The following is a 22704-nucleotide window of genomic DNA, read 5'->3' on the forward strand; positions in this document are numbered from 1 at the left end:
AGCGGGTGTTCAATCGAGCAGGAAGGTATAGGCGTACTTCATTTCCGTGGACACTGCTTCGCCTCCCTTGATGGCGGGACGGAAGCGGAAGCGGAGGATGGCGGAGCGCGCGGCTTCTTCGAGTCCGTGGCCCGGCCCGTTCAGCACGCGCGCATTCACCACGCGTCCCTCGGGGTCGATGGTGATGGACAGCGTCACCGTCCCCTCGACTCCCGCGCGACGTGCCTCGTCGGGATAGGGAATCTTCACCTCGCTGGCGAGCTGCGGCTCACGGTCCACCTGATAGATGGGCGTGTACTTGGGCGCGCTGTAGGCCTTCACCTCTTGCGGCGCCTTCGCCTTGTCGGCGGTGCGGCCATAGAGGGTGTTGCCCACCGGCGCCGCGAAGCCTCCCGCGTTCGTCGTGGAGGACATGGAGATGCCGACCACCAGGGGCGCCGGCTTCGCGCTCGGTGGAGGCGTCTCGTTGGGCGGAGGCGGCGCATCCACGGGGGGCGGAGGCAGGGGACGAGGGGCCTCGGCGACCTTGATGGGCGGAGGCTTCACGCGGACCTTCGGCGGCGGAGGGGGCTCGGGCTTCGGCTCCTCCACCACGGGCGGCGGGGGCGGTGGAGGCTTTGTCACTTCCACCATGACCAACTCCACGGGACGCTGCGGCGCGGGACGCTCGGGCGGGCGGGTGTGCAGCACCACCAACCCCAGCCCGTGCAACACGAGCGAGCCCGTGACGAACCCCACGAACAACCCGTTGCCACCCCGTCTGGGGAGGACGACACCACTGTCGAGCACGCTCGTACTCATGGCCTTCGCGTCAGCCCCGGGGTGCGGGCGCGACGTCCTTCTCGATGTTGAGCGCGAACTTGGCGATTCCGTGGCCCTTCACGGTGTCGATGAGCCGCATCACCTGTCCATACGCGATGCTCTGGTCGGCGCTGATGATGGCGCGGGTGTCCTTGTCCTTGGCGACGGCCTCGGCGACCTTGGTGGACAGCTCCGCCTCGCTCACCGGTGCACCGTCGAAGTAGAGCTTGCCCTCCTTGTCGAGCACCACGTTGACGAGCCCCTGCACCGTCTCGCCGCCGTTGGCCGCGCGGGGCAGGTCCACCTCCACCGTCTCGCGGACGATGAAGTTGGCCGTCACCATGAAGATGATGAGCAGCACCAACACGATGTCCACCAGCGGGGTGACGTTGATGCCAGTGATTTCCTCGTCGTCCTGTTGCGCGCCTCCGGCCATGACTAGCGGACCTCCGCGCGCAGGCTGCCGACCAGGGCGTAGCCCAGAGCGTTGGCTCGGCTGGTGAGGGTCTTGAGCTGACGGTTGAAGATGTTGAAGGCGACGACGGCGGGAATCGCGACGGCCAGGCCCACCGCCGTGGCGACAAGCGCCTCGGAGATGCCGCCCATCACCGTCTGCTGAATCGCCGCGCCCTTCACGCCCGCGGAGCCCAGGTCATGGAACGCCTTGATGATGCCGAGCACCGTGCCGAACAGGCCGATGAACGGGGCGTTGTTGCCCAGGGTGCCGAGGAAGGAGAGGAAGCGTTCGTACTGGGGGCGCTCGCGAGCCATGGTGGAGGCAATCACCTGCTCGACGGAGTCAGCGCCTTGCGCGGCGGAGGCGAGGCCCTCGCGGATGATGGCGGCCTCCATGCCCCGGCGTCCCTGGATGGCCACGCGGACGGCCTCGAGCTCTCCGCGCGCGAGCCGTACCGCGAGCGTCTCCGAGTCCGGGAGGCGGTTGCGGGAGAAGTACACGGCGCGCTCCAGCATGATGGCGATGGAGAGCACGGACAGGACGACCAGGATCCACAGCACCCACTCGGCCGAGGTGAGCGTGACGCCGAGCAGCTTGCTGCTGAGCCAGCCGAGATTCTCGGCGGGGACCTGGGCGATGACCGCGATGGACGACATGGAGTTCTTTCCCCTCTCGAAATGCGTTGGCGCGAACGGAACACCGAGGGCTCCGGAAAGTGTTACCGGGTTTATTTTTCGGGGCGGACCGCTGTGCGCGGGTGTAGGCCCGGCGGGCATCCTCGACGCGCTGGGAGTGCGGGGCGACAATGCCGGCCATGCAAGGCAAGAGCGTGGTGGTCACCGGTGCTTCCATGGGCATCGGCGAGGAGCTGTCGGTGGCGCTCGCGGCGCGGGGCGCGAATCTGGTGCTGGCCGCGCGGAGTGAGGACGCCCTCCAGCGGGTGAAGCAGCGGTGCCAGGCGGCGGGTGGGAAGGCCATCGCGGTGGCCACGGACGTGGGGGACCCGGAGGCGTGTCGGCGGATGGTGGACCGGGCGGTGGAGGCGTTCGGCGGCGTGGACGTGCTCGTCAACAATGCGGGCATCTCCATGGACGCGCGGTTCGAGGACATCACGGACCTGACGATTTTCGAGCGGCTGATGCGCATCAACTACCTGGGCGCGGTGTACTGCACGCACCATGCGCTACCGTACCTGAAGGCCCGGCGCGGGCTCCTGGTGGCGGTGTCGTCGCTGACGGGGAAGACGGGCGTGCCCACGCGCTCGGGCTATGCGGCGAGCAAGCACGCGATGAACGGGTTCTTCGATTCGCTGCGCGTGGAGCTGATGGGCACGGGCGTGGACGTGACGGTGGTGTGCCCGGGGTTCGTCGCGACGAATGTCCGCGCCAACGCGCTGGGCAAGGACGGCAAGCCGTTGCAGGTGAGCGCGCACGACGAGACGGAAGGCAACATGGACGTGGGCACGTGCGTGTCCATCATCCTGAAGGCCATGGACCAGCGTGAGCGCGAGGTGGTGATGACCACCAAGGGCAAGGTGGGTCAGTACCTGAAGCTGTTCACCCCGGGCTTCCTGGACCGCATCGTGTTCAAGGCGATTCAGGAACGGCGGAAGTGAGTGGGGCGGGAGATGAGGTTGCGTCAGTTTCGGCGAGTCCCTTCAACCGTGGAGGAAGGACTGAACGATGCCGAAACCGAAGCCCCCATCCCCTGCGGAGTTCTGAGCGAGAGTCGTCGAGTTGACCATGGCGGTGAGAACGACGAGCAGCCTGGCCGAGGAGTTCCACGTCACCGACACCACGACGCGTAACTGGATGCAACAGAGCGAGACCTCGTTCCTGACCACGACCTCCTTCTGCCCCAGCCCGCTCGCTTCGTACTCCGCCATCAACTGGTTCCACTCTTCAGGAAGTGGTCGGCGGATGCCGGAGTGAACCGGCAGCTCCACCCCTCAGTGCCGGCTGCGCTCCTTGCACACAAGGTGCAAGGAACGCAGATGACTCCACAATGACCTGGAGGCAAGACTCACTATCGGTCAAAGACGGAAATCCGATCAACCTTGAGGTAAGAGATATCGTGCCACCTGACACGCGTCTCAATTTGATGCCCGAGCCGGCCGCTCAGAGAGAAATTCAACGAGAAGTCCCTGTAGGTGTTCGGCTGAGCGAACGAGGCTCGCGCAATAACAGATGATGCGAGAACTGTACCCGACGTACTGTCGTAGATGTCTATCGTCGCGACGTTTCCTCCGGTTGTGACGACATCAATCATCATGCGAAAAACAGCAACCATGTTGCCGTCACCCCAGTGACTGGCATATGGGCCATAGATGAGATGACCCTGGCTGTCGGCAGCCGTGTTTGCTGACCATCCATCGCCCTCTTGGCGCCCCAGGGCCTTTGAGAGTGAATTGCCTTCCGCCTCATAGACAAACGGCAGAATATAGTCGGCCGGGAAGCTGATTCGTCGAGTCGTTTCGATGGAGCGGGCTCCGATCGCAATTGGAAGCGAAATACCACGATGAAGAACGGCCCCACCAATCTCCATTCCCCCATGGACATAGCATGCACAGAATCCAGTGTCGTCGTTATCGGAAGGACCGATGGACTCCATCTTCACCGAGTCGCCACGTGATGCTCTGCCTCGAGCGCTCCAAGAAAGCGAAGTTCCAGCCCAGCCCCATGTCTCGTCTTGGACTGGCAGAAAGGGAGGAAGACGGACGGTCCATTTATCTGCTGGGAATGTAAGCGGGAATACGGGACCTGTGACGGAGATGTTATCGGGGCGAACTGCATGGAATAGCCCGGCCTTGACGGGTTGCGTCGCCGGAAGTTTTGATAGGACGAGGCCGCCAATCACGGACCAGATTTCATAGCCAAAGCCCGGATTCGCAGCAGGGTTTTCGAACTGGTAAGTGCGGTCGAAGTAGTTGCGATCGCCGTACAAGGTGTATCCGACATGCAGGTAGACAGGGCGACGTACACCGTCGGCAAAAAGGAAGTTCTGGTGGCAGCGGTCACCTTCCTGCACACCATCTCGTGCTGCATCCGCCTCTTTCGTGATAGGGGCCTTATAGACCAGTTTCATGGAGGTTCCCGTCTGCTCGCTAACCGTGGCGGACAGCTTCCTGGCCCATGAAATGTGATTATTGCTGCAGGCCGTCCAGTGAGGGACGTCGGCATCTGTGACCGCGGCTGCTTCGTTGACGCCGTACCAATTGCAAATGCGTCGAACGCATGCACTCCCTTGGCAGGACTCGTCTGTGTCGCACAGCCCGTTTCCATTGGGATCTTCGTCGGGCTCAGCTATCTCGTGTGGCAGTTCGAAATGCTCGGCGCCACTGTATCCAGCCATCCAGGCGCCATCTCCGTCCTCGGCGACTCCCAGAAAACTGATGGGACGATGCGTAGAGGGGTCTTCGTGAAGAAACGCCAGAGAACCTCCCGAGGCCCCATTGAGGAGCCACAGGCCATTCATCTTCCCGTAGAATCCCGTCTGATCGATCCAGGCCATGTAGTGCCTTCCCACAAACACAAGATCGCTGGCGTTTGGACCATCCCTTCGAATCTGGGATGCAACTGGGTCATATGTCCCAAAGCCAAGGCCTTCGATCGCTCTGCGGACCAGGCTTTGGACGTGAGCATCCGAACTGAGAGTGAAGTTCTTGATCGCCGGCTGCCCGGCGACGAAGTCGTCGATATGGACGGTGACCTTCTCAATATTCATGAAGGCACGGTCAAGCCAACGGACGCGAACCTCCATCCTATCTGAAGAACAGAGCGTGAGGTCGAACCAAAGGTCGAACTCCTGGTACTGAAATGGTTGGGCGAAATCGCCTCTCAGGACGTCTTGAGCAGCAATGGTTCTGTTGCTGTCGTGGCAGTGGATTTCAATCCTTGCCACAGCGAGATTATTACTGCTTACGTTATCAACCATGAGGCGAAAGACCGCCTTGCCGGCTCCGGCCCCCCAGTTTGTCGCATAGGGCCCATAGACGAGGAATCCATTGCTTTGGTTGGGGACGTTTGCTGCCCACCCTGAGGCATCTGCATATCCAATCTCATGCGCAAGATCGGCTTCCGCCTCGTACGTGAAGTTCCTGTCGAATGACTCTGGAAATGCTTTTGCTGGGGATAGAATCGCAAGCAGAACAAGCGTTGCGTAGACTGACCCCTTGTGGGGGGAGATTTTTTGGGTGTCTGGCATGTGTTTGGCTTGAACTCCGGAGTGGCGGACGTTCATACGTGCCGCAGGTTAAAACCCGACAAATGGCCTGTGCTGAATTTTCTGCGCGCAGGCACGGTGGACACACGGGTGGAGATGCACTCCAACGCCTAACGGTGCGCGGTGAAGCGACCCCGCGCCATGAAGACGTTTGCATCGTCGATGATGATGTGTGTACCCGCATCCGCGCGCCATTCGTCGATGAGTTCTTTCACTCGCTCGGCGGTGAGGGGCCAGACGTCACCATGGGGTGGCTTCTCCACCAGCACCCACTCATACACCCGACCATCGTCGGGCTGCGGGCCGCCTACGGCGTAGATTTCATTCCGGCCAGCCAACAAGGAAACGAAATTACTGCCCAGCAGAGCCATACCCTCACTGTGCTGCGCGAGCACGTCCACTCCACGCGAGATGCTAGCCAGTCGATCCGGAGCCCCGGGACACTGGCCTGGATACGTTCGTGAGGACACCAGCGTGAGCGTGAGCTTTCGGAAATTTGGCTCGTTGCTGATGAGGAGAATCAAGCCGGTGCACACGAGGACCCACGCAGGTGGCCTCCGAGCACGCAGGATGGGCACAAAGCCCATCAGCGCGGCAGCCATCAGCGATACGCCGTAATGGAAGCGCCAAGCCATTCCGAGGAAGCGGATGCCGAGCATCGGCAGAAGGACCATCAGCCACGCCCAGTCGGGCCTCAAGCGCTCACGCCACGCCCAGACGCTCAGTGGGAGGAGCAACACAAACAAGGTGCCGATGCGCGACAGGTGGACCGGTGCCAGGCGGAGTGAGAGATAGTGGAGGAGCCCCTCGTCCAGGCCCAGCTTGAGCCGGACACCGTAGTCCTCCGTGGGGCCCATCAGCCACGGCCGCAGCCCATAGACTCCTGCGAGCCAGACCAGGGACAGCGCGCCAACGCCCACTGCCAAGCGCCGCTCGCCGCGTAGCAACAACGCCACGGTGAGCATGAGACCTCCGAAGGCGAACTCCTCCTTGCAGGCCAACAAAAGTATCAGAGATACCAGCAGCAGGCCCTTGCGACGCAGGTGGAAGGCCAAGCCCGTCAACACCAACGGTAGCGCGGACCATGTCGTCGGATGGATGGGAAACCTCAACGCCTCCACCGCACTGGGGGACAGGAGCAAGAGCGCCGCCAGCAGCACCGTGGCGGCGCGGCTCAGCAGTCCACGTGCGTTGAGCCACACCAATGGCGCAACCGTGAGCAGTACAAAGAGCGCTTCGACCACCAGCACGGCCCACATCGGTGGCAACACCGCCACCAGCGGGCGGGCCACCCACAGGATGGGGTCGAAGTGGTCGTTGAAGATGTAGACCTGTCGCGCGCTGAGCCAAGGGTTCGGATCCGCCAGCGACATGCGCGCCAAGGCCTGCGTGTAGATGCCCAGGTCGAAGTGCGGAAAGCAGGCGTGCGCGGCCTGAATCCAGACCGGCGCCACGACGAAAACCATCCATACGAGGACGACGAGCGGTAGAGCCAGCCACTCCAGCCATTGCCGCACACGTCCGGGGCTCGAATCATTTGCGGAAGAAGGCATGGGTCACGAGTCGAGGGGGCTGACCACGGAGCAAGGGCCGCGTCGTTTATCGCACTCCCGCGACTCATGTCACTCGGCGCAGTGCCGCGATGGAGTTGCTTCGGTTTCATTGAGTCCGTTCAACTGTGGGTGAAGGACTGAGCGATGCCAAAACCAAGGCCCCCATACCCTGCGGAGTTCCGAGCGCGAGTCGTCGAGTTGGCCAAGGCAAGGAGGACAACGAGCAGCCTTGCTGAGGCGATCCATGTCGCCGACACCACGGGTACGCAACACGAGGCGAACGAGTTCGACGAGCCAACGCGCTGTGCGAATCCTTCCTCTCCTGCCTGGAGTGCGAGTTGCCCGTCCGACGAACCTTCCGTCCCCATGCCGCAGCCAGGGTGGCCGCTTCGAATACATCAAAGGTTCGTACAACCTGCGCGGAGACACTCCGCCCTGGGTTACCGTCCCCGACCAACCATGAGAAGCGGCACCGAGCTGCGGCTTGACCCACAAAGTCGAGGGGGCTCAACGGAACCGGCGTAACTCCATCGGTGGCAAGGACGGCTGCTCTACGAGGGAGCTTCCCTGCGGCCACACCTGTGATTCGACTTCCATGACGCAACGTGTCACACTGCGCGCGGAGGTACTGAATGACGACTTCGGAAGCGGCTGAAACCCCAGACTCCGAGCCTGGGTTCCCGGTGGTCTCGTCCCCTCCCGCTGAAGCGGCGCTCCCCGCTCCGCCCAAGCCTCGCGTGGGCAAGGTGGATCTGGCGCTCGGCGTGCTCAATGGCGTGCTGGGCGACTACCTCCACCGCCAGAACAACGCGCTCGCCACGCCCATGGGCCTCTACCACAAAGGCCGCTCCCTCCCCGTCGAGCGCGAGGCTCTGCGCGCCGCGCATCCTCACTCCACGGGACGCGTGGCACTTTGGGTCCACGGACTCGCCGTCACCGAGGCCGTCTGGGCCTTCCCCTCCGAGCCCACCACTGACTACGGCTCCCTCCTGGAGCGCGACGCCGGCTTCACCCCGCTCTACCTCCGCTACAACACCGGCCTGCACATCTCCGACAACGGCGAGGCCCTCGCGCACCTCCTGCAACGCCTGGTCGCCGAGTTCCCCGTCCCCATCACCGAGCTCGTCCTCGTCGGCTACAGCATGGGCGGCCTCGTCCTTCGCAGCGCCTGCCACATCGCCTCCGAGACGTGCCTGCCCTGGCTCTCCCTCGTGCGCCGCTCGTACTCCATCGGCGTGCCCCACTTCGGCAGCCCCCTGGAGCGCATGGGCACCGTCGTCGCCCAGGTCCTCCGCGCCGTGCCCAATCCCTACACTCGCCTGGTCGCCGACGTCGTCGACCTGCGCAGCAGCGGCGTGAAGGACCTCGGTGTCGCCCGCCTGCGCCGACAGGACTGGGAAGACACCACGTCGCCGTGCACGCCCCTGCTCCCTCCGCCGGGCATCGCCCACCACCTCATCGTCGGAGCGCTCGGCCAACAGGGAAAGTGGCTGTCGGCCATGTTCGGTGACGGCGTCGTCTCTCTGGCGAGCGCTTCCGGACGCACCGGCCCTCGTGATACGAGCCCGTTGTTCCCCCCGGAAAACGTCAAGGTGGTCGCCGGTATCGACCACGTCTCGCTCGCCCACCACGCGGAGGTTTACGCGCGGCTGCGCGAGTCGCTCGCAGTGGAGGTCGCATGACTCGCCTACGTGGTCTGAAGGACCTGGTGCACGATGCCGTCGAACAGGGCGCCATCGCCGTGGAGCGCATCCACCGCTCCAGCGCCGCGAAGCCCTTCGAGGTGCTGCGGCTGATTCCCACGCTCGACGCACCCGTGGGCACCCTGCAGTCCCTCCACGACGCCGCCCTCTCCGGCACGTATGGAATGGTCCGCTGGGTCAACCGCGCTGTCGACGGGACGCTGGACGTCGCTCTGGACCTCTTCGAGCAACGCCAGCTCTCCCAGACGAACGCTCAGGGCCATCCCCCTGAACCTCCTCTTTGACGGTCAATGTTACTCGGAGGGGCCGCCGGACAACGGATGGCCGGTGGGACGGCGCTCGACACCGGTCTTGGATTTCCTCACGGTCTCCCTGACGACAGGCGAATCTGTTCGAGCCGCGCCCCCTCAGCCATCAAGTTCCTCGACGCAACTCCATTCGCAGTCCTCACCGACAACATAGGCAGTGTTCTTCGCCAGGTCAGGCAAGCCAGGGCCGTCATCAGGGTAGGCATCCAGAACCACATACACACGGTCCTCCTGCCAGTCGATTTGCACCCCACCCGACAGGACCTCGAATGTCGTCCTGCCAAGCTCGAACCTGAACTCTTTCATGCCGCGCACAGAAAAAGTGACCCTGGACCACCCAGAGCGCGAATCTCTGTCTTTGCACTGCACTTCAATCCTGCAGGTCCTTGAAGGGACGCCGACCTCAAGCTCGACCTTGCGCACCACTCCGTCATAGAAGTCGGCGAACCGCTCATGAAATAGCGCAACATGTTCAGGCTGTAGACGCATGGACTCACACTAGCGCCGAGCAGAACCCAGGTCAGGTGGAAGTGACGCTCAGGGCCCGTCGAACACCGACAACCTCCTCGTCGGCGACACGTCGAAGAACGCGTAGTTCCAGCAGTTCATGTCGTGGACTCCATCCGGCGCAATGCCGGATCAGGCGACCCGTGAGAACCACTCCCCCGTGGAGAACTGGGCCTCCAGCACCGCGGCCAGGTGCGTGTCCTCCAGCAGCACGCCCACTTCGATGTTCCGTGTCTGTCCTCGGTTCGTGAAGTTCGCGGACGTCACGAAGACCCACCGTGCGTCCACCACGACGCATTTCGCATGCAGGCTGGCGAAGACTCCCCTCCTGGGTGAGAAGCCGTGGCACTCCGGAAAGGGCGGCCCGAAGGGCCAGTGCTCCCGCAGGAACGCCGAGGCCACCGGCGCGCTCGCATAGAGCCTGCCACTCACGCCTCGCTGGAGGGCTGCGTGCAGCGGCCCCAACACGTCCGCCGCATGGTCGAACGTGAATCCGGCCACCAGCACCGTGCTCGTGGCCTTGTGGAAAAGGTCCGCCAGCACCACCGCCGTGTCGCGAGCGCCGCTCCAGCGGGCCTCCGGCCCCGTCCAGACCAGCTCTGGCCGCCGGGCACCCGCGCGCCGCTCCACGAGCACCGTGTCCAGCAGCACCAGCGTTCCCTCCCGTCCCAGCGCGTTCAACGCCGCGACCTCCCCCGTCAGCCGCTCCAGCCCCTCTCCCTGGAGCGCCAGTCGGGACAACGGAAACCCGAGCCGCCGCGTGCCCACCACGGCCTTCAGCCGCTCCAGGTCCAGCGTCGCCACGCCGCTCAGGTCCACGGCGTCTTCAAGAAGGCGACGTCCTCGTGGCCCAACGTGGGCACGACGAGCGCTCGGTCGAGGTACTGGTTGAAGCGCTCGCAGGAGCACTCGGGGAGGAAGAGGCACCCGTGGCACGCGGCGCCCTCCAGGTCGCGGTCATCACGGCCCGTGGGCTCGTGATGCGCGCAGACGGGGTCGTTGGAGCACAGGCGCGCGTCCTCCAGCGCCCGGGCAAGGTGCTGCCCCAGTCGCCGGCCCTCCTCCACCAGGCCGCCCAGCGTGCCTTCCGCGCCCGTGGTGCCCGTCATCAACAGGATGCCCGCCATGGGGACGGCGTCGCTGTGCGGCGCGCAATAGAGCCGCTCGCGGATGGAGCTCGCGGGATAGCCACACTCCAGCGCCACCTCCGTCATCAACAGGTGCGCCAGCGAATGGAGCAGATAGAGCCGCACGCCCGGGAAGGGGAGCTTCGAACCGGAGCCCTGCTTCCAGCGTTCATATCCCGCCCGGAGCACCTCCTCGCGCCGCAGCACGGGCTCGGACAGCTCCCAGGCATGCACCTGCTGCTCGTCGAGCACCAGCAGCATGCCCTCGCCCTGCATCTCCGTGACGGGGACCCAGTCCCGGTGGAGCGACATCGGCGCGAGCGCCACGTCCAAATCGTAGCGGCCCTGGAGGTCCTTCGACAGGGGCTCCAGCCGCGTGAAGCCGACCTGGGCCTGGACCTCCCGCAGCCGTCGCGCCAGCACCACGCGTTCGACCAGCGAGGGCAGCCCCTGGGGCCGAGCGATGCGCCGGGCCCAGAAGACCTCGGTGCGGTCCCGGGGCATCTCGCCAGGTTTCTCCTGGGGCTGCGCGAGGAACTGGAGCCACTCCGCGGTGCGGATCTCCGGGACGGCTTCGGGCGTGTGCTCGCGCTCCGCAAGGATTGCCGCCAGCACCTCCGCGTTGGAGGCGGAGCCGAGCGCCGCCTGCACCTGGGCAATGGTCCGGAAGGCCGGCAGGGTCTCCGCTGTCGCTGACTGGAGGATGCTCCACGCGGACTGCACCTTGCGCCGGAGCGACTCCGGTTCAGGGATGGTGATGGCACTGGTGGTCTGCGCGAAGTAGCCGTTGCTGGCGGTGCGGACCAGCAGCCGCTGCTTCTCGTCGCAGCGCTCCCGCGCCTCCAATCCCAGCCAGGGCCGCTCCCCGTCGCAGCGGTCCTGCTGCTCCTTGTGGGTCATGTCGATGAGGCGCCTGCGCTTGCCGCACGTCGAGCACGCGACCTCGATGTCACTGAAGTCACCGCTCACGCCCTCCTCGAACTTGAGCTGTGGGGCGTCGCAAGGCTTGCGCTCGTGCATCCACCAGCTCCAGTCGATGTCCGACAGGTGCCCCCGAGGACAGGCCGCGACGAAGCGCACCGGCACACAGCGCTCGGGCTTCGCTTCCACACCCGCGCAGCGATGGCGGTACTCCTGATTCACACGCTCCAGGCTGTTGGCCCGCACCAGCGTGCGGCAGTGGGGGTTCTGGCAGACAAACCAGCGCGGAAACTCATACACCTGGATGCCGCAGGACTCTGTCGGCTCTCGCTCATCCCCAGCGGGGGGCTTGCGGAAGGGGGCCTCCTTGCTGAGCGGCCACTTGTTGCGGTGGTAGAGCGGTTCGACGATTTCCAGCAACCGTGGCTCGTTGACCACCTCGCCCTGGCCCTTGAGACGCCAGAAGTCCAGGCCGCCCACGAGGACCGCGTCGTTCAGCAAGTCCAGCATGCTGCCCGGACCGAAGGTGGAGACCACCTGGCTCTGGCGCACGCGCCCATCCGGCGGCCGCGTCGAGCGGGCCCGGTTCCACTTCCTAGGTTTCGTCATGCGCTACCTCCACCATCGCTGCCTTCGGGGCGCGGTAGCCGCCCAGGGGTTGACGTGAAATCCACAGGTGCACCGAGGACTCCACGTCACGCATGGACGTGGGCGCGTCGAACTTGAGCTCGTCCTGGGTGAGGTTGTCGGTGGGGTCCAGGAACCCGCGCAGCAGGGGCTTGAGCCCCTTTCCCTCCGGGTCGTAGGGCGAGTACGCGCGCTGGGCGGCGTCCTTCTTCGCCTGCTCGATGATGTTGCGCCACGAGTCGAGCAGGCTTCGCGCGCGCTGCATCACGATGCCGCTGGCGCGCTCTGACTCCGCCTTGGGCAGCCCTCGGCCAGCGCGCTTCGCCAGGGTTTCGAGCGCCTGCTCCAGCGCGTCCCGGTGCGCCTGCAGGGACTTCCACTCCAGGGGCGCCGTCATCGAGGTGCCCAGCAGCCGGCCCAGCGCCACCACCACGCCCGCGAGCCCCCGGTCGAGCGCCGGTGCCGAGAAGGGTGTCACCGAGGTGGCTTCGACGAAGCGATAGAACGACTCGTGGTACGTCCCGAAGCGCTCGTAGTGGCTGCGGTCGCGGGGCTTGGCCGCGTTGAGGCACGTCACCACGAGGCCGGGCTTGTTCAGCTTGCGGCCCACGCGGCTGGACGCCTGGATGTACTCGCTGGTCGTCTTGGGCTGTCCCGCCACGACCATGAGTCCCAACCGGTCGATGTCCACGCCGACGGAAATCATGTTGCTGGCGAGCACGACGTCGATGCTCTGGGGCTGACCGTGCGTGAGCTCCAGGCGGTTCTTCGAGGCCTTGATGTCAGCGGTCTTCTCCCGGCTGGTCAGCTCGATGGGCTCGCCGCGGATGGTCCTGCCCCGGTACCAGGGATGCTCGGCCTGTTTGTCGAAGTCCTCTGGACGACGGCGGACGCGGTCCATCACCAGTCGGCGCACCTCGTCCTCGACCAGCCGGCGCATGCCGCCCAGTTCGCGCAGGCTGTTGAAGTAGCCGACGAGCGTCAGGTACGGGTCCGCGCTCACGGCGCCGTGAAGTTGTTCGCCGCGCGCGGCGGCGGCGAGCAGGCTGACATAGACGCGCAGCAGGATGGCCTTCATGGGCCGCCCGGGTGCCGCCACGCCCACGTATTGGCGCGCGCCCTTCTTGCCCACGGAGGCGAAGAACGTCTCGGAGGCATCCACGCCTGGCGGAGGGAAGAGCGCGACGTCCCGTCCATAGAGGCGACTCACCTGTTGCCGGGAGCGGCGGACCGTGGCGGTGGAGGCCACCAGCTTCGCCCGAGGCGCGAGCGTCAGGACGGCGCCTTCGTAGAGGCCCACCATGGAGCCCAGCGGGCCGGAGATGAGGTGCAGTTCGTCCTGCACGATGAGCTCCGGGGGAGGCAGCCCCTTCGGGAGCGTCACGAGCGCCGCCTTCACGTCCGCGGCGGCATTGCACGGACCGACGAAGCGCTTCCCGGTGCGACCCAGGACGCGACCGAAGAGCAATCCCGTCTCTCCACGCCACGGCAGCATGGCGAACTTGTCCACGGTGGCGACGAGGAAGCACGGCAGCTCCCGGTAGATCTGCTCGTCGACGAAGAGGACGGGGAGCCCTTCCGGGTTGCGTCCCAGGTTGAAGGCACACTCGATGTTGGCGCAGCCGACGAGCACTTCATCTGGTTTGGATTTGGACGGCCGGAGGATGAAGCACTCCCGTTCGAACGGCGTCGTGCACCAGGGACAGGTGGCGAGCGGGAAGGGAGACTGCGCGCGGGCACTGTTGTCGTTCTTGTACTCGGTGATTTGCGTGGATGCCTGCTCCAGCGTGTTGGCGGTCGCGGAGCGGCCGACCCACAGTCCGATGGAGAAGCGCACGACTCCCAGGCGTTTCGGCTCTTGCTTGCGGAGCACTTCGAGCGCGCAGATGAGTGTCGCGGCGCGACCGAGCTGGTCGAGTGTGAGCAGCCGCAGCGTGTAGCGCAGCAGCACGGCCACGCCCAGTCCGCCGTGGAGGTGGGCCTGACCCCGGAGGCGGCGCAGGAGCAGGGTGAAGGCAATGAGTCCCAGGTAGGCCTGCGTCTTTCCGCCGCCGGTGGGAAAGAAGATGAGCTCCACGAGCTCACGGTCCGCGTGGCCTTCGTGCTCGACGGAGGGGAGGTTGAGCAGGATGAAGGCGAGCTGGAAGAGACGCCATTGAGGCGCTTCTTCCTGCCGCACCTTGCGTTCCGCCTGGGCCATGACGCTGTTCATCCAGCGGAAGGCGTCGAAGGCGAGAGGTTCCCGTGTCAGGAGTTGGATGCCCTCCTCGATGCGATCGGCCGCGCGTCGAGCCCTGCGGATGAGCTCATCCCGTGTCTCCTCGCGGCGTTCGCTTCCGACAGCGATGGTGGCCTGCGTGGCCACCCATTCACGGTAGGTCCGGACCAGGGGGAGCAGGGCCGCTACGGCCTCCGAGGGTGTCGTGAACGCGGCGAGCTGCTCCATGCCCACCGTGACTTCGTCAATCCGCCGCGCTTCGACAGGGAGCACCTCGACGCGTGGCAGCCAGTCCGTTTCCACGCGGGTGACGGGGACGGAGGTGGATGGGACGCGCACGGAGATGCCATGGCCCACGGCCCACCGCTGGCGGTCGCGGAACTGGAGGTCGTTGACGCGGTCGTCGTCGTCCTCGCTCCTGGCGTCGCTGGAGTCCTGTCGGCTGACGAAGCCCTGCTCGCATTCCAGGGCGAGGTGGGTCTGGAAGGCATAGGCCTCGTCCCGGTCGACGGCGGTGCTGGTGGGCGGGCGCGCGTTGACGAGGAAGATGGCGACCGCGAGCTCTCCTTCGAGCGTCTTCTCCACGTGGCCTTCCAGGCGCAGGCCCCCGCTGTCCTGGAGGTACAGGCCTTCCCGCAGCGCCGCGTCGTTCAGGTGCAGGGTGACGGTGCGTTGGTGGAAGGTACGTCTCCACGGCTTGCGCTCCTCTGCTTCGAGGCGCTGGTAGTCCGCCCAGCAGACATGGGCTGTGAGCTGGGACGTGCCCGCGGGGACGAAGACGGACAGGCCCATGGATGCGGGCAGGCGGCGCACCTTCTTGGCGGTCGGGTCGGGGCGGGAGGCTTCCTCGTTGTCCTCGTCATTGCCCGCGGCGAGGTCGTCTTCCTCGTCGTCGGGCTCATCCTCGATGACGCCCTGGTCGAGCGGGACAAGGAAGCCCGTCAGGTACCAGCGGGACGGTGGCGTGCGGAGCACTTCCGCGGCGTCCGAGACAGGAGCACCTGGAGGCTTGTGGAACGGACCCACGAGGTCCGCTTCGAGTGCATCGATGAGGTGGGAGCGGACCGCTCCCGTGTCAGGGGCATTCATGGGAGGGCTCAGGCGGTCTGGGCGCGGGACTTCGAGGGACGGCGGACGGTGGGGTGGGCTTCCTCGTGGGCACGCTGCGCGTTCAGGTCGAAGAGGCGGTCGAGAACTTCGTCCTCGAAGGCTTCGAGCTGTTTGGGAGTGGCGCCGCAGTACAGAGGGGATTGGATGTCATTCCAGCCGTAGGCATCCAGGACAGCCTGGTCCACGGCCACGTGCAGGTCCCGCAGGCGCTGCGTCGCTGTGTCGGTGACGGACTTGTCCTTGAGCCGGTTGTACGTCGTCGTCAGGCCGATGTTGTGGGCCTGCATGTACTGGCTGCGCTCGAAGTGGAGCCGTTCGCCTATCGCATTGAGCGCTGAGGTGCTTGCGGAGTCCGGGAAGGGGAAGGTCTCGAAGCAATCACTAGGAGCATAACGAAGGCGGTCCTCGAGAGATGACGACAGAAGCCGGGCCCAGACTTCATGCACCCGTGATTGCAACACCGTCAGCCAGTGGTCTTGGTCCACTGGAATGACAACGACGCCCTCACTGAAGATCGTAGAGGACTGCTGCCAGGAGAACATCAGGTGCTTCGAGACTCGAGAGGTTGTGAGGCAACGAGCGACGGGACGAAGTGCTTCCTGGAGTTCAATACGCTTCTCGCCAAACTGCCACCACCACTTGCGGTAGCTTTCCCTATTGTTCTTGTCGCGCTCAGGCTTTACCAAGTCCCGTACGATGCGGATGAGGCCGGGCCAGCGCTCAGCTTCGGCTAAATCCATTTGCCCGAAGTTGATGACATGCCTTTCGAGTTCGGGACTCGGGTCGGAGTTAAGTTCCTCGCCCCCCACGTAGCGAAAGATTCGCGCCGCGTTCATTGATGATTTCGAGACAAGATCCGAGCGCTGCTCAGGGCTAAGTACAAACCCCATTCCCAAGACGTACATCCCAACGAAGCTCTTGCCAGCATTGGCACCAATCGCCACGGGCTCCGGGCGTTCAGGTTTGCCACGTAGCCGAGAGTTGATGCACTTCACAGGCAGGCGATCCAGGCGAGGCTCCAGCATCAGGCCAGAGACGTGCCCCTTCGCCAGGTGCACGACGGACACCGAGACGTTAGCTCCAGAGACGGGCCACTTCATGGAGCGCACGGCGTCATAGAGGTGGCCGCCGTTGTCCACCAGGTACTTCAGTCCCGTGGCCCTCGTGTCCCCTTGCGCGATGGTGTTGGTGGCGATGAATCCGAAGCTGCCGTGCTCACCCAATAGATGGAACGCACGGCGGAAGAAGTGGGCGGAGAGATCCGCGTTGCCGTGCGCACCCTCATGAACCGCCTGGAGCCAAGGGAGGTAGTTCTCTCCACCCGTCTCGATGATGGCGTTCTTTCCCGCGAACGGCGGGTTCCCCACGAACCCATCGACCCATGCAGCCTTGTTGAGCTGCTCGTTGTCCAGTGGATCCGGCCGTCTCCCGTGGAAGACCTCCGGGAACTCCAGCGGCCAGTGAAACGTCCCTGACGGCGCGGAGAACGCCTCGATGTCCGTCGGCATGGGAGGCGGAACCCCATTCTTCGCCTTGGACAGCCACGCCCCAATCAGGTCCAACCGGCGGACGCGCTCCTTCTCCCGCCCCTTGTCCGAGCCATGGGCGAAGAACGCTCCGACGCACGCGTTGGCGATCCGCTTGATGTCCTTCAACGCCGCGTCCGCGTCGTGGAGAAGCCCCTCCTTCATCCGGCCGGGCTCCAGGTCCAACTGCAGCGGCTTGCGCTCCGGCCCTTCCAGGTCGAGCGCGAGCTGGAGGATCTTCTCGCGCTTCTCCAGCGAGCTGTTCAGCGCCTTGGAGATGAACGCCCAGGGCAGTTCCGACTGCTTCTTGCTGGTCGGGTCCCAGTGGAACACTTGAAGCTGCTCCAGGCCGAGCCCGACCAACGAATCCCCACACTTGAGCGCATGGTCCAGGAAGGTGAAGGGCTCCGTCTTCGCCAACGTCACGAGCCACAGCGACAGCTTCGCGAGCTTCACGGCCCATGGATTCTTGTCCACGCCGTACAGGCATCGCTGGGCCACCAGCCGGCGTGCCCGCATCACCTCGTCCTCGTGCTTGTCATGCTTCAACACTCCTTCACGTGTCCAGGCGGCGACAACCTGGTCCGCGAGAAAGCGGCAGGACTCCACCAGGAACGCACCCGACCCCATGGCCGGGTCGCAGATCTTCAGGTTGAGGAGTCTTTCTGACGTCGGCAGCGGCACCATCGTCTTGAGCAAAGGCTCTAGAGCCCGGCGGACGATGGTCGATGACAGACTTCGAGGCGTGTAATGGCTGCTGGTCCGTCGCCGCTCGTCGCCAGGCTGGAGTACCCACTGGGATGCTCGCCGTGTCTCGGTCCCCTTCACGCGGTACGGCTCCAGCGCGGTCAGGACCATCTGCTGTGTCGAAGCCTGCTCCAACGCCTTCGACAGGGCTTTCACCGCCTTCGCATCGAGGCCCGCCTCCTCTTCCACCCACGTCGCGCGCCGCTTCGCGGGGTGGGCCAGCACCTCGTCCGCGGAGACCCATACCTTCGAAGGCTTGAGGCAGATTCCAGCACCGGTCAGGCGCTTCACGTGGAAGCCCATCAGGCCCTCGTACACGGAGCCGATCTGCTCCACGTCGAGCGACTTGAAGCTCAGTCGCTGTCCCTTGAGGAAGACGAGCCGCTCCAGGACCTGGAGGACCGTCTCGTCATCGATGGGAGGCACCCGCGCATCCGTGCCCGCCTCGGCGGAGTTCGCGCCTCCCAGGAAGGGGAACGTGCCAGGGTCGAAGAGCTGTCCACGCCGCGCCGGCATTCGCAGCTTGTCGTGCGAGGCGCCCAGGTAGATGCACCTGAAGAGCGCCAGCAACCGTGGCCACGCACCGAAGCGCCGGTTCATCGAATCGGGGTATTGACTGGAGTCCTCGACGAGTTGCGCGTGAAGAGCCTTCACCGACAGGTCATCGCGGTAGGGCTCCTGGTCCACGGGAAGCAGGCCCCGGTCTTCCGCGTAGAGGATGAAGACGAGCCGCAAGAGCGTGGAGAGGAGCCCGCCGTAGACATGGTCCTCACCTCGTGAGAACGCCTCCTCCAGGGCTCGGGAGCCATCCCGTTCAGCGGCCGTCTCGAAACCCGTGAGAAGGATGCCGAGCGCCTCCAGTACCTGGTCGGCCAGTTCATCGGTGACATCCGCCTGCCGGCGGCGTGACTGCTCCAGGAGCGCGGGAAGCTGATGCTCGGGCAGCACGCCGAAGAAGCGGCGCGCGTGCAGGAGCATCACCATCGCGTCGAACAGCGGACGACCGCTGGCGGTGACGAGGTCCTTGAACCGGAAGGTGATGTGCCCTGACGTCTCTCCGTGGGGCGCATAGACCAGGCGCACGGAGTCCCCGTTGAACAGCAGACCGATGGGGACACGGGCCGCGCGCAGCAGGCGGTCGAACTTGGCGGTGGGCTCGTAGAACCACGCGCCCGTGGTGTCTTCCTTCTTGTCCAGGTCCAACCCGGCCGGCAGCTCCCAGGTCAGGAGCGCGAAGCCTTCCGCGGCGCGGCTGATGGGCGTGGAATCATCCGGCAACCCTTCCGGCTTCGCGGGAGGAGGCCCTCGTCGCAACAGACCCCGCGTGGGCCTGACTGTCTGATGCCCCTCCGCGATATCGAGCTGGAGGTCCTCTGGAAACCTCGTGGTGAAATCATCCTCGGTGTAGCCCAGCACCTCCCGGAGGAAGCGTGGGACATCCGTCACGCGAGGTGACTCCCGGCCCGCCAGCAGGACGAACCGCGACTGCGCGGACACCGGCAGGCGCTGCATGCACTGCGCGTCCTCGAGGACCGGGATGGAGACCACCAGTCCTTCGATGGGCTGCGCCATCCCCATCCATGTCTGGTGATAACGACGCTCGACGTCTCCGCCATAATTCTGGCCGTTCATCAGCGCGCCCCCGGCCACAGATAGACCATGCCCACGGGCACCAGGCGGGCGACCCGCACGGCGTAGGTGGCCTTCAAGGATTCAGGTTGTTCGACGAGCTCCCTTCCAAGCGCTGTCAATCGCTGTTCAAGGTGCGCCTTGTCCCTCCTCCATTGGTCCTTCTCGGCCTGGGCGTCGAGCTCGAGCTCGAGCTGCGCGCCCAGGGCCTCCTGGATGGCCTCCTGCTGCGTCAGGAGAATCTCCGTCAGCGCCTTGGCTTCGGACGCGCCCCGCGCCGCCAGCTTCTTGCGAGCATCCCGCTCTCGCACCGAGGCCTGTTCCTCGATGGCGGGCCAGAGCTTCGAGAAGTCGGACTCGACACTGGCCAGCAACCGTTTCTGGACGGCCTTGGGTATCGAGGAGAGCGCGGGCGCTTCCGCCAGCGTGGTCTCCAGTTGGTCGATGGCCTTGCGGTCCGCCTCGTCCGCGAAGGGCTTCAGGTGCCCGCGGCCGCCGCCGTCCAGCCACCTTGCTGAAACAGAGACCACCTCGTCATGGAGCCGCGCGGCGCCCTCGCCAAAGAGCGACAACCGGCCGAAGACGATGACGCGCGACACGGCGTCGCGTCGGGTCTGGACCACCGTGACACGGCTCAGGTCGTTCGCGGAGAACCCCTGCGCCAGGAACCGCTGGAGCACCCGCTGGACGAGCGGATGGGACAGGTGCAGGTGGACGAGCTTGCTGGAGACGCCCGGAGGTGCCTCGAAGACGACGGGAGACAGAGGCCGCTTGCGCCACTCCCACGCTGCCTCGTCGTGCACGCGGCGCGGACGAATGGAATCCAGAGTCGTGCTCCACGAAGCGGGAAGGGCGGGGACCTTCCAGGCCTCCAGCGTCCGGCCCTCTTCCGTGATGGTCTCCCGCTCCAACCGGCCCGCGCCGGCCAGCTCGAACCCCACGTCCAGCGCATCGCGCAGCAGGACGGGATTGAAGTCCATCACCTTGCCGCTGCGCTCGCGGAGCTCTCCAATCTCATCCAGTTCCTTCCGCAGGGATTGGAGCGTGCGCTGGGACTCCAGTTCCCGCTTCGTCACCTCCGTGCGAGTCGAGGTCGCGGCGCGGGAGAGGCGCTCCAGCGTGCGCTTCGTGATGCCCGAGGCGAGGGCATCGTGCATCTGGTCCATCAGCACGCAGCCCAGGCTGCCCAGCTCGCGAGTGATGGTCTCTACCTTGCGCGCGAGGGTGTCGAGCACCGCATCCTCGGCGCGCTGGCCGTAGATGAAGTAGCCACAGCGCACGGTGGACGCGGGTTGCAAGGCACGGTCGATGCGACCGTTGCGCTGCTCCATGCGTGAGGGATTCCACGGAACGTCGATATGGAAGAGGTCCGCGCAGTGGCCTTGCAGATTGATGCCTTCGCGCGCGGCGTCGGTCGCGAGGAGGACCCGCACGGGGAACTCCTCCATCGAGCCGTTGAAGGCTGCCTGCACCTCCGCGCGCTTCACGTCATCGATGCCGCCCGTCAGCGTGAGGATGCGCTCATCGCCCCGTTGGGTCCCCTCGAAGGCGGCGGTGAGCTGCTCCTTGAGGTAGCGAAGCGTGTCGCCATACTCGGTGAACAGGATGACCCGGCGGGGCTTCCACGCGGCGCCTCGGGTGAGTGGGCATTGGTGCTCGCGAATCCAGTGGAGCAGGGCCCGCAGCTTCGCGTCCCGGGCAGCGCGGTGCCGGGCGCTCAGCTTGAGCATGTCATCCAGGAGCTTGCGCGCCTGGACGCTGGCGGACAGATGCTGACTGTCCTCGCGGATGGTCTCCGCGAACGACAGCTCGAGCGCGTCGTCCGTCTCGCCGTGCTCCTCGGACTCAGGAGCTGTATCGCCGGTGAGCGCTCCGCCGTCGGGAGCCAGCGCCCCCGCGCCGAAGGCCGCCGCGTGGATGGAGAGGGTGCGGTGGAACGCCTCGATGCTGGAGAGGAGGCGCTTCTGGAGGTTGATGAAGACCAGTCGTCCCTGCTTCGTGCCGGGCCCCATGAGCTCCGTGTAGCGCGCGAGCTTCTGGGACAGTTCCAGTTCCGGGGCGGAGGCTTCGCCCAGGTCGACACGCTGCTCGACAGTCTTTCCGTCCGGGGCGAGCCACTCGGCGTGCCAGCGCCCCGAGTCATGCGTCAGCCGCACGCCCACCACGTGCCGCTCGGGGTATCGCTGTGAACTGCCCAGGGCGAGAAGGTCGCTCTTGAGCCGGCGCACCATGACGGGCGCCAGTTGTGCTTCACGGACGCGGGTGCCCCGCGTGAAGCGCTGTGGGTCCAACATCTCCAACAGCGCGGAGAAGCTGTTGGAGTGGCCGTTGTGGGGCGTCGCGGAGAGGAAGAGCCGGTGCTCGAAGCGCTCCGCCAGTGAGCGGATGCTGCGAGTGGTCTCCGTATCGATGGCGTACCGGCTGGACGATGCGGGCGCGACGACGTGCGCCTCGTCGAGCACCAACAAGGACTTGTGGTGACCCTTCTCCTCCAGGAGGGTCTTCAGCGGCTCGAAGTACTCGCTGCGCCGCAGCGTCTGGTACGACACGATGAAGCGTGAGTGCGTGGCCCAGACTGGGACCTGGAAGCCGCGCTCCTGACGGCGGCGGGAGACGAACTCGCTGTTGAAGATTTCGAAGCGCAGACCGAAGCGCTTCTCCATCTCATCGCGCCACTGGAGCGTCACCGACGCCGGGCAGACGATGAGGACGCGGTCCACGCGCTGGCGGAGGATGAGCTCCTGCAACACCAGCCCAGCCTCGATGGTCTTTCCGAGACCTACGTCATCGGCGATGAAGAGATTGACCCGAGGCAGCTCGAGCGCCTTCTTGAGAGGCGTGAGCTGGTGATTCATCAAGTGGATGCCCGCGCGGAACGGCGCCTGGAAGAGCCGGGCGTCGGTGGCGGTGACGGAGCTCCACTTGAGCGCGTGCAGATACGCGGCAAAGTGACGCGGCTCGTCGAAACGCGCGGGAGGTCCCAATCCACCCTGTTCAGGTCGGATGACCCGAGCGGCGAGCTCGCGCTCCCATAAGACAGACAGGGGACGACCCTGTGCGTCATCATCGAGACACGTGAGACGAACGAGGGTGTGTTGCTCCCGTACATCCGCAGGAGCGATGACCTCGTTGACCAGGTACTGACGGTGTCGGACCTGCGCGATATCACCCGCGCACGGCAACAGCATGGGAGCGATTGGCACGGGAGCAACACTGCGCTCCAGGCCAGCGCAACAAGAATACCCCGCA

The 22704-nt window shown here is 65.3% G+C and carries 15 protein-coding genes; 4 read left to right on the plus strand and 11 right to left on the minus strand.

Going from position 1 to position 22704, the window contains the following annotated elements:
- Window positions 1-9 precede the first annotated feature (9 nt).
- From G4D83_RS04095 to G4D83_RS04105, 3 genes are read right to left on the minus strand one after another with little or no spacing between them, the layout of a single operon-like run.
- On the minus strand, window positions 10-801 hold the full coding sequence (locus tag G4D83_RS04095; RefSeq protein ID WP_163863038.1) for an energy transducer TonB: 792 nt from the start codon (window positions 799-801) through the stop codon (window positions 10-12).
- Window positions 802-811: 10 nt separating this feature from the next.
- Window positions 812-1237 carry an ExbD/TolR family protein gene (locus tag G4D83_RS04100; RefSeq protein ID WP_163863039.1) on the minus strand — a complete coding sequence of 142 codons (426 nt, stop codon included), beginning with the start codon at window positions 1235-1237 and terminating at the stop codon, window positions 812-814.
- A gap of 2 nt (window positions 1238-1239) precedes the next feature.
- On the minus strand, window positions 1240-1914 hold the full coding sequence (locus tag G4D83_RS04105; protein WP_163863040.1) for a MotA/TolQ/ExbB proton channel family protein: 675 nt from the start codon (window positions 1912-1914) through the stop codon (window positions 1240-1242).
- A 149-nt stretch (window positions 1915-2063) separates the two neighbouring features.
- On the opposite strand from G4D83_RS04105, the gene G4D83_RS04110 reads away from it, so the two are divergent.
- Together G4D83_RS04110 and G4D83_RS04115 are read left to right on the plus strand one after the other, a co-directional pair.
- Window positions 2064-2873 carry an SDR family oxidoreductase gene (locus tag G4D83_RS04110; protein WP_163863041.1) on the plus strand — a complete coding sequence of 270 codons (810 nt, stop codon included), beginning with the start codon at window positions 2064-2066 and terminating at the stop codon, window positions 2871-2873.
- A gap of 127 nt (window positions 2874-3000) precedes the next feature.
- On the plus strand, window positions 3001-3189 hold the full coding sequence (locus tag G4D83_RS04115; protein ID WP_163863042.1) for a hypothetical protein: 189 nt from the start codon (window positions 3001-3003) through the stop codon (window positions 3187-3189).
- Between the two features lie 94 nt (window positions 3190-3283).
- Here G4D83_RS04115 and G4D83_RS04120 read toward each other — a convergent pair whose 3' ends face one another.
- Window positions 3284-5461, minus strand: a complete 2178-nt coding sequence (locus G4D83_RS04120) for a hypothetical protein (protein ID WP_163863043.1) — start codon at window positions 5459-5461, stop codon at window positions 3284-3286.
- Between the two features lie 128 nt (window positions 5462-5589).
- Window positions 5590-7032, minus strand: a complete 1443-nt coding sequence (locus G4D83_RS04125) for a DUF2079 domain-containing protein (RefSeq protein WP_176435524.1) — start codon at window positions 7030-7032, stop codon at window positions 5590-5592.
- 632 nt (window positions 7033-7664) lie between these two features.
- Between G4D83_RS04125 and G4D83_RS04130 the strand changes: the two genes are divergently transcribed.
- Window positions 7665-8714 (plus strand): esterase/lipase family protein, encoded by a 1050-nt coding sequence (locus tag G4D83_RS04130; protein WP_240356139.1) that lies wholly within the window; start codon window positions 7665-7667, stop codon window positions 8712-8714.
- Complete coding sequence (locus G4D83_RS04135; RefSeq protein ID WP_163863044.1) at window positions 8711-9019, plus strand: hypothetical protein; 309 nt, start codon at window positions 8711-8713, stop codon at window positions 9017-9019. Before G4D83_RS04130 ends, G4D83_RS04135 begins: the two co-directional genes overlap by 4 nt.
- A gap of 123 nt (window positions 9020-9142) precedes the next feature.
- Here the strand turns inward: G4D83_RS04135 and G4D83_RS04140 are convergent, their stop codons facing one another.
- The 6 genes from G4D83_RS04140 to drmD all read right to left on the minus strand — a co-directional run bounded on the left by G4D83_RS04140 (window position 9143) and on the right by drmD (window position 22658).
- Window positions 9143-9532: a hypothetical protein gene (locus G4D83_RS04140; protein ID WP_163863046.1), complete on the minus strand. Its 390-nt coding sequence runs from the start codon at window positions 9530-9532 to the stop codon at window positions 9143-9145.
- Between the two features lie 150 nt (window positions 9533-9682).
- On the minus strand, window positions 9683-10369 hold the full coding sequence (locus G4D83_RS04145) for a phospholipase D-like domain-containing protein (protein WP_163863048.1): 687 nt from the start codon (window positions 10367-10369) through the stop codon (window positions 9683-9685).
- The gene (gene drmB / locus G4D83_RS04150) at window positions 10360-12207 is read right to left on the minus strand and encodes a DUF1998 domain-containing protein (RefSeq protein WP_163863050.1); all 1848 of its coding nucleotides are present in this window, start codon (window positions 12205-12207) and stop codon (window positions 10360-10362) included. Before drmB ends, G4D83_RS04145 begins: the two co-directional genes overlap by 10 nt.
- Window positions 12194-15532, minus strand: coding sequence for a DISARM system helicase DrmA (drmA, locus tag G4D83_RS04155; protein WP_163863052.1), 3339 nt, complete (start codon window positions 15530-15532; stop codon window positions 12194-12196). The genes drmB and drmA overlap by 14 nt, the downstream gene beginning before the upstream one ends.
- Window positions 15533-15540: 8 nt before the next feature.
- On the minus strand, window positions 15541-19458 hold the full coding sequence (locus G4D83_RS04160) for a DNA methyltransferase (RefSeq protein WP_163863054.1): 3918 nt from the start codon (window positions 19456-19458) through the stop codon (window positions 15541-15543).
- Window positions 19458-22658, minus strand: a complete 3201-nt coding sequence (gene drmD, locus G4D83_RS04165; RefSeq protein WP_240356140.1) for a DISARM system SNF2-like helicase DrmD — start codon at window positions 22656-22658, stop codon at window positions 19458-19460. The genes G4D83_RS04160 and drmD overlap by 1 nt, the downstream gene beginning before the upstream one ends.
- Window positions 22659-22704: the final 46 nt, after the last annotated feature.

This window comes from Myxococcus eversor (assembly GCF_010894455.1).
GTDB classification, from domain to species: domain Bacteria; phylum Myxococcota; class Myxococcia; order Myxococcales; family Myxococcaceae; genus Myxococcus; species Myxococcus eversor.

Bases quoted from the DNA above. Each gene is read 5' to 3' on its own strand.
- G4D83_RS04095 (WP_163863038.1), bottom strand. From the start codon at position 801: ATGAGTACGAGCGTGCTCGACAGTGGTGTCGTCCTCCCCAGACGGGGT.
- G4D83_RS04100 (WP_163863039.1), bottom strand. From the start codon at position 1,237: ATGGCCGGAGGCGCGCAACAGGACGACGAGGAAATCACTGGCATCAAC.
- G4D83_RS04105 (WP_163863040.1), bottom strand. From the start codon at position 1,914: ATGTCGTCCATCGCGGTCATCGCCCAGGTCCCCGCCGAGAATCTCGGC.
- G4D83_RS04110 (WP_163863041.1), top strand. From the start codon at position 2,064: ATGCCGGCCATGCAAGGCAAGAGCGTGGTGGTCACCGGTGCTTCCATG.
- G4D83_RS04115 (WP_163863042.1), top strand. From the start codon at position 3,001: ATGGCGGTGAGAACGACGAGCAGCCTGGCCGAGGAGTTCCACGTCACC.
- G4D83_RS04120 (WP_163863043.1), bottom strand. From the start codon at position 5,461: ATGCCAGACACCCAAAAAATCTCCCCCCACAAGGGGTCAGTCTACGCA.
- G4D83_RS04125 (WP_176435524.1), bottom strand. From the start codon at position 7,032: ATGCCTTCTTCCGCAAATGATTCGAGCCCCGGACGTGTGCGGCAATGG.
- G4D83_RS04130 (WP_240356139.1), top strand. From the start codon at position 7,665: ATGACGACTTCGGAAGCGGCTGAAACCCCAGACTCCGAGCCTGGGTTC.
- G4D83_RS04135 (WP_163863044.1), top strand. From the start codon at position 8,711: ATGACTCGCCTACGTGGTCTGAAGGACCTGGTGCACGATGCCGTCGAA.
- G4D83_RS04140 (WP_163863046.1), bottom strand. From the start codon at position 9,532: ATGCGTCTACAGCCTGAACATGTTGCGCTATTTCATGAGCGGTTCGCC.
- drmB (WP_163863050.1), bottom strand. From the start codon at position 12,207: ATGACGAAACCTAGGAAGTGGAACCGGGCCCGCTCGACGCGGCCGCCG.
- drmA (WP_163863052.1), bottom strand. From the start codon at position 15,532: ATGAATGCCCCTGACACGGGAGCGGTCCGCTCCCACCTCATCGATGCA.
- G4D83_RS04160 (WP_163863054.1), bottom strand. From the start codon at position 19,458: ATGAACGGCCAGAATTATGGCGGAGACGTCGAGCGTCGTTATCACCAG.